Raw genomic sequence first — 9,884 nt, 5'->3', positions numbered from 1 at the left:
GAACCACGTTCAGAGGGCAGTGGGCTGCCGCTAGAGTCCGCCGGTCGATTGGAGGGAACAGGTTTCTTAAGTGGCTTAGAGAGAGGATGTGGCACTGAGGTCGCCAAGGACGGCGATTGAAGCTGGTTTCAAGCGGGGTGGATGAACGATTGGGCGCCAGTGGCGCGCCGCCGTGGTGACGACGGGGGTCGGCGCCAGTCCCAAAGGTTGTGACGGCTGTGCAGACGGGTGGGGCGCTCCTCGGTCCCGGTTTACTCGCGGTGCGTTTCAGGCAAGGCTGCAGCCTGCGACTATCTGGTGCGCGTCGGTCCGGGTTATCGCGCTGCGCGCGTGAGATGAAAGGCCGGATCGGAATTCCGCAATTCCCAATTGTCCGGACGGGTTAACAGCAGGAATATGGACATTTGGCAAAGGAACGAGGGCTCGCCACGCCCTAGGCTGAGTTTGGCATGCATCCCTTTTGCCTCCCCTGTGGCGGAACGAGTTCGCGTAGATGACGTTTCTCGACGATGAGGCAACGTTCTTCACAGATGAGGCTGCCTGCGAAACCGGGTGCACAGCAGCCGCCAGATGCGGGCGTCATACCCAACCGCATTGTCGTGCTTGCGAAGCGCTTGCAGACCGCCTTGGACGACAGATCTCGACAAACAGGTCCGCAGCACCTCACCTGTTTTAAAGAAAGGATAAGAAGGTGCGCGGTGTGCGCGGACTGCACATCCTGATTGTCGAGGACGAGTGGTTCGTAGCGGCAGATCTTGCGCGGTTTTTCAGGAGCATGGGAGCCATCATTCTTGGCCCCGCTCCATCCGTTAAACAAGCGTGGGAACACACCTATGCAGCCGAAGCTGCAATTCTCGATGTCAATCTCAACGGCCAACGGGTGTTTCCCATCGCCGATGAACTGGTGCGCCGGGGCATCCCCTTCGTGTTCTTCAGCGGCGATAGCGACATCGTGATTCCGGAGCCTCTCCGCTTTGCAAGCAATCTTCGCAAATCATCTGGCAATGAGGCAGTGTTTCGCGCCCTTCTTTCGGCGCAGGCAGCTGAACGAGCAGAGACATTCGAGCAAGGTTCATCCGACGACGTGTACGCGCTTTTGCCCAAGCTGCGGCTCGCGGCGCGCATGATGCTGGGAGATGTCGATGCGTCAGACCGTCTCGTCGAGCGGACCCTAGAACGAGCGATCCGGGAGGTAGACTGCAGACAGGCGGAGGAGTCCACGGAAAACTGGCTTGGCGCCATTATGCGAGAGGTGGCGAGGACCCGGGGCGCAGATCTTATGAATTGAGTTTGGTCGGATGAAGAGCGCACATGAGCCAGGATGCAGCGGCGTCCCCGGTTCCCATCCGCATTTGGGCAAGATCATCAAGCAGGGCACGCAGTTGCGAACGCTGATGCTAGCACGCAGCGCCCGCGGCAGCTCGAGTTCCTTAAAGGGATTCTCCGGGGGCGATCATTGCCAGCATGTGTGGCCAGTTTGAAAAATCGCATCCATATAGCATGCGATCTCCCAAGTGAGACTTTCAACTATATCTCGCGGACGCGTTGGAACATTCTTGCATAAACAAGCTTCGAAGGGGGCACTGTTCCCGTTCAGTGTGTTTTCCCTCTGTGAGACTGCCCGCCGCCGAACGGTGGCGGGCCTTTTTGTTGGGACGCAACCTTGGACATCATAGCGACTTTAGCCGGGCACGCGCGACGTCGCTTCCCATCATCGGTGCCGAAGTTGGCGACAGCTTTCGGAGTCTTTCCCGAGGCGATCGCAATTTTTCGGGACGGATTTCCGTGTGGTGCGTGTCGGCGACCTGGACGCTGCATACCAGAACCGGCCTCTTCCGTTTCCGAACCATGGCGCAGGCTTATTTTGCCCGATCCTGGAACCTGATGCAAAGATCGATCTTCGGTATGCGGCTTGGTCTGCGCAGCCAAACGTCTGGTGAAGGCCTGCTTGTCCCGTTCAGCGACTTTGCGTGGTGGTGACGCCACTGGCATTATTTGCCCAAGCTGGGAACCTGTGTCGGGAATCAAAATTGGGGCGACAGCTTGGCTTACAACCCCGGGGCCAAGTGGTCTCAAAGCAAGACCCGTCATTGCTGATCAATGACGGGTCTTCGCTGCGCGTCGATCGATGGACCGAACATCCCGAAGCTGAGCGACGCGCCCGTCCTTCGCACAGAGCGTTGGCGTCACACGCGTCATGGGAGCTTGGAAAGCTTATTCGCCCGGCCTGCGGCCAGCGACCGACGACTTTTGAGACGGCTCGACGCTGAGGTCGGTCGGCTCCTGCTTACCTGGTTCCCGTTGCCGGTCGGCGGGCGGGAGAGGAATGACCTCCTGCTCACTGCGCCCGGCAGCTTCGCCGAGTTTGTATGCCACATATAAGGCGCCAATTCTGACTAACCAACGGATCATCGCAATCTCCTTTTGCGCCTAGAACACAGCGGCTTTCGGAATGTTCCACATGCCGGAAGCGCCATCCTCTGCATCGTGCAGGATGGCTAGTGCTAGGGACATCGCAGCATGCCGACGTTTGGCAAATCTATCGCCTTCCAAGAGAAGTGCTGTCGATGCTCTCATCAATGCCTCGGCGGTATCTTTATCATTGCATCTCGGCCATCGTAATCTGTGCGCCGCAGCAAGGTGCTTTGCAGCGGATGAAGGTCCCGGCGCTCGTTCATGTGGCGGCCGCTGCGGGACGCCGTCCTTAACTTGGAAGCCAGGCCGAAACGAACCTTGTTTTTACGAGAGAAAGCGCGGCCGCCGTTGCGTAGTGATATTCCGCACGCTCAACGCGAAGTAATCGAACCCGACCCCAAGCATCAGTTGGACTGCTGGTAGGCGAACACTCTTCCGCTGACTGGTCGGTTATCCTCAGGAAGTAATTTCCCGTCTCGATGGAGCGTCACTGGCCTTGTCGTTGCCTGCTAAGCTGGGGCACTCGTGCGACCTCGTTGTCCCTCGCTGTCGAGACTGTCGTCAGACGCTTGGTGTCTCTGTCGAACAATTCCACCTTTTCTGGATAGGTAAGGCGGTGTAGACGCTGGCAACCTTCGCACCGATAGTGGGCGGCAACGATGAACCAACTCCCTGGTTTGATGAAAGCCGTTCCGCATGCCGGACATTCGAGCGCCATCTCGATCGAAGATAGTGTCTGGGGGAGCGGCATCGGGTGTCGTGGCTCAAACTGCCGCCGCTAGAAGCAGCGTTATACCCACGACCGTCGACGCATAGATCGTCGCTAGAAGCACGATAGGCTGGGGATAGGTGGGTGCTGCGAGGCTGGTAAAGTCGCAACCTCGAAATCTTTCGGCGCTGGGCCACTGGACGTCGGCGGCAGCGGGAGAGTTGCCATTGCAAGCGAGCGCAGAAAGACGCTGGGTGATATCTGCGGCGATCAGAGGATCGTCCGCCACCAATGTCGACCAGTCCCAAACAGTGCCGATTTCGCGTTGCAACATCGCGCGCCTCCCATGAGCTCGTACAACTGCGAGATCTAACCTATGTTCCGCTAATTTTTGCGAGCGGAGGAAGTCGCGCCCGCTGCCTCGAATGGACGGCGGGTCACATGCGACTGATCGCTATTTCCGGCGCTCCGGGAACTTGATTATCGTCGCGCTGTCTTCCGGCTCCAGCGGCTCGTGGCCGGGCCGTTCGTGCCACATGACTTGCCGCAAATCGGTCTGATCGACTTTCTGGCCGCAAGAAGGACATGCGTAGAAGCGGTCCTTTTCACGAATGCAATGTCCCCCGTTGCGGGGAATGCGAGGTCCTAGGTCAGATAGTTTTGTCATGGCGACCGAAAATCGCCGGAGCAGAAAAAAGTTCCCGCCATTTCAGCAAAACCTAACGGAACAGTCTTTGCGGCCGAGGTTCGACGAGCTGGAAGCATCGTGACTGCATGGGCGCTTCCGCAGCCCATCTCGCAGCATCGGCAAGTGCCGGCCAAACGGCTTGTTTTCCAGGCTGGCCCTTTGAGCTAGCCCGGTGTGCACTCCTAATCTTTTGGATGCTTGTATGAGCGCGCGGCCTGGATCAGGAACAACGTTCCGAAGAGGGCCAGAGCCGACGTCACTTCGGTTGACGAAGTGGCGCACAAGCTAATCGCAGATGCCAGGTCGATCGGGATCAATCGCGGAGAGGTCGACAGCATCTATAGCACGATCCGCAGTGCCATCGTCCACTACGATCCTGGTTTACCGAATGAGTGCTCGCGGCCGCAGGTCCTCGACGAATGAGTCGCGAGCCATCTGCCGGTTTCCACAACCGGCAACCGTCGCTGCGAGCGACCTTGCGCACCAGATGATGAAAGCCGCCCGAGATGCCGGTATCAAGACTGACGAGATCAATGAAGAGTCTGGAGCGTATCCGAATGTTCGAACGATCCATCACAGCAGCCTCACCAGCTCGACCGGTTTCTTGCCTCGCCCCTTTAGGTGGGCTGTGGCTTGGTGAAGCGGATTGCAAATACGCGGCTTCAAGGACATTGTTTTGCTTGTCTCTGCCGGCGGCGCCACATTCTATTGGTGGTGGCGAGACCGCAATGACCTTCAGGGCGGGCTAGCGATGGAGCGCCTTCGAAGGTGAAAGTAATTCCCGCGTTCTCAAATGCTTGGCGCATGGCCGCGATCTTGTGGGGACGCGGATTTCGTATACCGTTCTCAAAATCTCTGATTGTCACTTCACCAAGACTGGCTTTTGCGGCAAGGCGCACTCGCGACCAGTTCAGCAAGGCGCGTGCTGCTCTCGATTGAGCTGCTGAGAGTTGGGTTCGGCTGTCCATAGGTTTTGAACATTCGCTACGTCTAAAATGTTCCTTCGATTTATGCGACGGCCGGAGAATCGATTCCCCCGCGCGGGGACGGTCGTCACGGCCCATGTCTCAGCAATGCATGCGACAGGCTATAGGCTGGCACCGGGACGAGGGGGCAAGCGGAGGGTGGCCGAGCGCTGCGGCTTGGCGGGCGTCCGCCCGCTATCGCAACCAACCCTGTCGCGGCTCGTTGTGCTGGTTGGTCCCAGCAAACTCCAGAACCTGCCGGCCACCACTTCCCCGTGGCGGGCTTTTTTTGAATCAGCGGAACCTGATATGCCGGGGCAGGTTTGGAAAGCGGCAGCGTCCCCCGCTGCCGGTCGAGGTCCCCAAGCCTCGCCCGGGTTCGCCTCTGCCAGCAAGTGGGGGCGGACCCACTGAAGCAGTGACAGGCCTTCGCGCTGGCGCTGCCACACAGCTCCTTGCAGCACCCTATCTTGTCTGGGCCCGACTAAAGCCCGACATGGAATCGCAAAGCTCTGACCCATGTACAACGGAGCCATTTCTACATTTGGAATGTCATCGCTCATCGTCGCCCGCCACGGCTCGCTTGGCGTGGCGGGTACTCATTCATGGAGAGCGCATGCAGCCTGGTGAGACCATCGCGAACGGGCTGCGGGGGGTGGTCATCGTCCTGGTGGCAGTCGTTTTCCTGATTTTCGGCAAGCGCTCTGGCCTGAACGACACGTCCGGATGGTAATCATCCGCCAGTCCACCGAATGACCACATCGCCATCAAAAATGCGTGGCCAGACCTGCCAAACGAAATTGATTGGAACGTTGCGCGGCCCGAGGCCGGCCCGCCAATGAGAGGACCTGAAGCGTCCTTAGAACTCTTAGATGCGCGCAGAGGCTTCGGATCAGCACCTGTTTACCACTTGGCCCAGGAGAAACGGAGGGCTCTGCCTAATTCGCTTCATCGACCAAGATGGCCTAGGGCGTCAAATGGGCACGCCCACTATGGCAGGGTGGCCGTCAGCTTCACCGGCCTAGACGGAAGTGCGTTGTGGATATGTGTTGCTGCGGTGGCGGCATGGCCGAACGCAACGGCTATTTGATTGAGGCCCTCAGCCACGTCTCCAATGGCATAGAGGCCCGCAATCGACGTTTCGAGGTGTCGGCTGACCAGAACATATCCTTGCGCGTCACACCTTGCACCGAGTGCGACGGCAAGTTCAGAGCGCACGTCAGACCCCATTGCAGGGTACACCACATCCACTTCCCGCACTGGCGCACCGTCGGCCATGACAACGTCGAACCCGGTTGCCCGAGCGACCAGATCCTCGACGGTGTCCCAGATTTCGATGCCGCCTGCCGTGGCCATGCTGCGAGCGGCCTGGGAAATATCCTCCGGATAGTTGGCGAGCAAGGTGACCTGACCGCTGTACTCCTTCAAAAACAGGGCCTCCTTGAGTGCTAGACGCTCTGGGCCTACGACGCCGATGCGCTTGCCCACGGCCTCGTAGGCGTCGCAGACCGGACACAGTCGGACGGTGCGGGCAGCGATCGCCTCCTCCAGCCCTTCTATTGCCGGGGCTTTGTCCACGATCCCGGTTGCAAGAACCATGCGCCTTGCTCGGATGGTCCCGAAGGTGGTCGTCAGCAGAAAGGTCCCGTCGCGCTTCTCGGCGCCCGCTACGCGACCGTCCACAACGCCTGCACCGTATTTCTGTGCCTGGGCTCTGAGACGGCCGAGCAACTCTGGCCCGCCTACGCCGTCCGGGAAGCCAGGGCAGTTATGCGATTTTGGAATGAGCTTGGCTCGTGCGTCGCCAGCGTCGACCAAGATCACCGAGCGCAGGAATCTCACCAGATACATGCCTGCCGCAAGTCCTGCGGGGCCGCCGCCGACAATCGCCACGTCAAATACATGAGCGGGGGAAGAACTTGGCATTGCGCCTAACGTTCCCCAAAGGACTTTGTTCCTGCTTTGGCAGGGGATGAGTAGCCGACGGTCAGGCCTGCAAAGGTGATTTTTCGCGGCAACTCGTCGAGGTGCCTTTTCATTGGGCGATCGTGCGCCTCCATTTTGATTGCGCGGTCTCCGACACCAAGGGGTTCCAGCTTCTGCAGATCAGGCTTCAATTCGAGGTGCCAGAAAATGCCGACACGGCATTTCACCGGCCAGCTTGCCATTAGACCAGCGACCGTGCGCCCAGACCCGCGCGATTTCGGACCGGATCGACCTAAGGGGAAAACCTCGCCTGGTAGCCCCGTCCTTCCGATGCGGAGTGGCGCAATGCCCAACTGTCTGAAGGGCCGCTCAAATTTCCTGAATCCAGTCGAGGTGCAGACTATCATGGTTGATTGCTGCTGCCGGTGACCTCGCGGCAATCAATGCTCACGTGGCTTTCCAACAGAGGACGGTATCTTGTATCCAGGTCGATTTTTGGAACCGGGCGATATTGTGTGATGCTTGCCCGTGTTTGTGAGACGGTCTGCAAAGAGCGCGGCGTACCTGTTGCATCGCGGGCCGGCGAGCGCACGGCTGCGCACGTACTCAGGCTATTTATCAACGGCTTGACTGGGCAGAATGAGCTGCTCGATGCTGAGAGGAACTGGGCATGACGGAGTGATCCGGCTTTCGAGAAGGCTCCTGTCAGCTACGACAACACCAGAGCGCCCGCGTGAACCAAGCTTTGTGAGAATTGAAGTAGCGAAGAAAGCGGCTCGCTCCACGGGACGAGCCCCAGAGGCACCCTCTTCCATACAGGGGGGTGTTGCTGCGGCACTTAAGGTGAGCGTAAAACCTCGGCACGCAGCCCGATCGTGGGCGATCTGCTCTGTTGAAAGGCGGGTGGTGAGCCTAAGGACAATCGACGCGTAGTGTGTTCCGGGCGGTCTTCCAGGCGAACATGACATGCCCCCGCACTGGGGCCTCTGCCGCTTCCGGCTTGTGTGCGCAGATCGCATCCATGATCTCGTTCCTCTCGGCGATCGCCGCTTCGCGCCTGACGCTCGCAGGCGACTGCTCTGGAAGCCGTGGGCCAGCGACCCTCGCCCGATGGCATTCAGGATCGGGCTGGCAAAGCCGCAACCAGCGAAGCAACAAAAGGGGCGGTTTGGCCGTTCTGATCAGTCGCATTGGCGGCTGGGGCATTCGAAGACATGACTACGCCGCAAATTTTGTCATTTGCCGTAACCTTCGTGATGATGGCAGCGTTCGTGTGGGGTCGCTATCGATACGATCTGGTCGCGGCTGCGGCACTGTTGCTAGCTCTCGCGGTTGGCATTGTGCCTTTTGACGAAGCATTCAGCGGGTTCAGCGACGATATCGTGGTTATTGTCGGCAGTGCTCTGCTGGTGAGCGCAGGGATAGCACGCTCAGGTATCATGGAGGCTGCCATCAAGCGCTTTGCTCCGAAATTATCGGGAGTTCGGTCGCAACTGGCGCTGCTGGTGATCGTGGTCACGATCCTCTCTGCCTTTGTAAAGAATATCGGGGCGCTCGCTATCATGATTCCGATCGCCTTCCAGTTCGCGCGCCGGTCGAACATTTCGCCCTCGATATTCCTGATGCCTATGGCATTCGGGTCACTGCTCGGCGGTCTGATGACGCAGGTGGGAACATCTCCCAACATCGTTGTGTCTCGAGTGCGAGAGGAGCTGACCGGAACCGCCTTCACAATGTTCGACTTCACACCTGTTGGAGCTGCCATAGCCGCTGCCGGAACGACCTTCCTGCTGTTTTTCTATTGGTTGTTGCCGGTGCGCGAAAAGTTTGGCGGGTCACTGCATGAAGCGCTCGATATCAAGAATTACCTTACTGAGGCTCGAATTGTCGTCGACTCCACGGTGCTCGGGAAAACTGTCGCAGACCTCATGAAGCTCGCCGGCGGCGATGCAATCGTGACGTCGATCCTGCGCAATCGCACGATGCGGATGACGCCACTGCCCGACGCGGTCCTCAAGGTGAACGACATCCTGTTGCTCGAGGGCGACCCAGAAGCGCTGGATCGCCTTGTCTCCCAGGGCAGGCTCAGCGTGACCGGGGATAGGGTCGGTGATGACGACACCACCAACGAAATGGTCGCTATCGAAGCCGTAATCGGTGAAAGCTCCTCTTTGATCGGCTGGACCGCCCAGCGCCTTGCCCTTTACGACCGCTTCAATGTCAACCTCCTGGCTGTCAGCCGTCGCGGGGAGCGCCTCGACCGCAGGCTGGCCGAAGTCGAGCTGAGGCTCGGCGACGTTGTCGTCTTGCGGGGCAGTGCAGCGAGGATGCCCGAGATACTTCGTGAACTCGGCTGCTTACCGCTGGCAGAAAGGGCTATCCTTCTTGGTAGCGTCCGCAAAGGTATCGTGCCGGTAGTAATCCTTGCTCTCGCCATGGTGGCGACGGCGTTTGGGCTGCTGCCAGTCTCCGTCGCTTTTTTCGCGGCCGCGGTCGCGATTGTGCTTTTCAAGGTCATACCGCTCCGCGACGTCTACCAATCGCTCGATGGCCTATCCTCGTCATGCTCGCCGTTCTCATTCCAGTGAGCGATTCGCTTCGCAGCACAGGGGCGACGGGAGTAGTTGCCGGCGAGCTTGCTAGACTGGGGACCCTCCTTCCGGCGTCCGGCGCACTGACGCTCATCCTTGTCGCCGCCATGGCCGTTACGCCATTCCTCAACAATGCCGCCACCGTCCTTGTCATGGCGCCTATCGCCGCCGAATTTGCCGGTGATCTGGGCTACAGGCCGGAAGCATTTTTGATGGCTGTCGCCATTGGCGCCGGCTGTGACTTTCTCACCCCGATCGGACACCAGTGCAACACGCTTGTCATGGGGCCGGGTGGGTACCGCTTCAGCGACTATCCGCGTCTGGGGCTGCCCCTATCTTTCCTCGTAGTCATTGTTGCTGTGCCGATGCTTATGATCGTTTGGCCATTGAACTGACATCCGATATTCGGATGCCCTCCTTGGAAATCCCTCATGACACTACATTTGTGAATGAGGTCACCGCCGCGCAAGCTCGGGCTGCAGTTCATAAGACGGGGGGCATACTTAGGCATGGCCGAAGTCAGAATCACCGGCTTGCACAAGCGCTACGGCGCCTTCCATGCGGTGCGCGGCATTGACCTCCACATCCCC

5 protein-coding genes and 1 pseudogene are annotated in these 9,884 nt (G+C 59.1%); 2 read left to right on the top strand and 4 right to left on the bottom strand.

All coding sequences use genetic code 11. The annotated features are described in order from the left end of the window. Positions 1–691 precede the first annotated feature (691 nt). Complete coding sequence (locus NKI99_RS32920) at positions 692–1,288, top strand: response regulator (RefSeq protein ID WP_352443243.1); 597 nt, start codon at positions 692–694, stop codon at positions 1,286–1,288. Between the two features lie 1,891 nt (positions 1,289–3,179). Here NKI99_RS32920 and NKI99_RS32915 read toward each other — a convergent pair. The 4 genes from NKI99_RS32915 to NKI99_RS32900 all read right to left on the bottom strand — a co-directional run bounded on the left by NKI99_RS32915 (position 3,180) and on the right by NKI99_RS32900 (position 6,945). Beyond that, positions 3,180–3,458, bottom strand: a complete 279-nt coding sequence (locus tag NKI99_RS32915; protein ID WP_352443242.1) for a hypothetical protein — start codon at positions 3,456–3,458, stop codon at positions 3,180–3,182. A 1,016-nt stretch (positions 3,459–4,474) separates the two neighbouring features. Beyond that, positions 4,475–4,780, bottom strand: a complete 306-nt coding sequence (locus NKI99_RS32910; protein WP_352443244.1) for a helix-turn-helix domain-containing protein — start codon at positions 4,778–4,780, stop codon at positions 4,475–4,477. A 987-nt stretch (positions 4,781–5,767) separates the two neighbouring features. Beyond that, entirely contained in the window at positions 5,768–6,703 is a 936-nt protein-coding gene (locus NKI99_RS32905) for an NAD(P)/FAD-dependent oxidoreductase (RefSeq protein WP_352613630.1), read from the bottom strand. A gap of 5 nt (positions 6,704–6,708) precedes the next feature. Continuing rightward, positions 6,709–6,945, bottom strand: coding sequence for a hypothetical protein (locus NKI99_RS32900; RefSeq protein WP_352443239.1), 237 nt, complete (start codon positions 6,943–6,945; stop codon positions 6,709–6,711). Positions 6,946–7,917: 972 nt separating this feature from the next. Here NKI99_RS32900 and NKI99_RS32895 point away from each other — a divergent pair. Next, positions 7,918–9,689, top strand: a pseudogene (locus tag NKI99_RS32895) (SLC13 family permease). Positions 9,690–9,884 lie beyond the last annotated feature (195 nt).

It is taken from the genome of Mesorhizobium sp. M0239 (genome assembly GCF_040321815.1).
Classification (GTDB): Bacteria; Pseudomonadota; Alphaproteobacteria; order Rhizobiales; family Rhizobiaceae; genus Mesorhizobium.
Note: the sequence above shows the minus strand (reverse complement) of the source record. Positions and strands in the feature narration are given on the sequence as shown.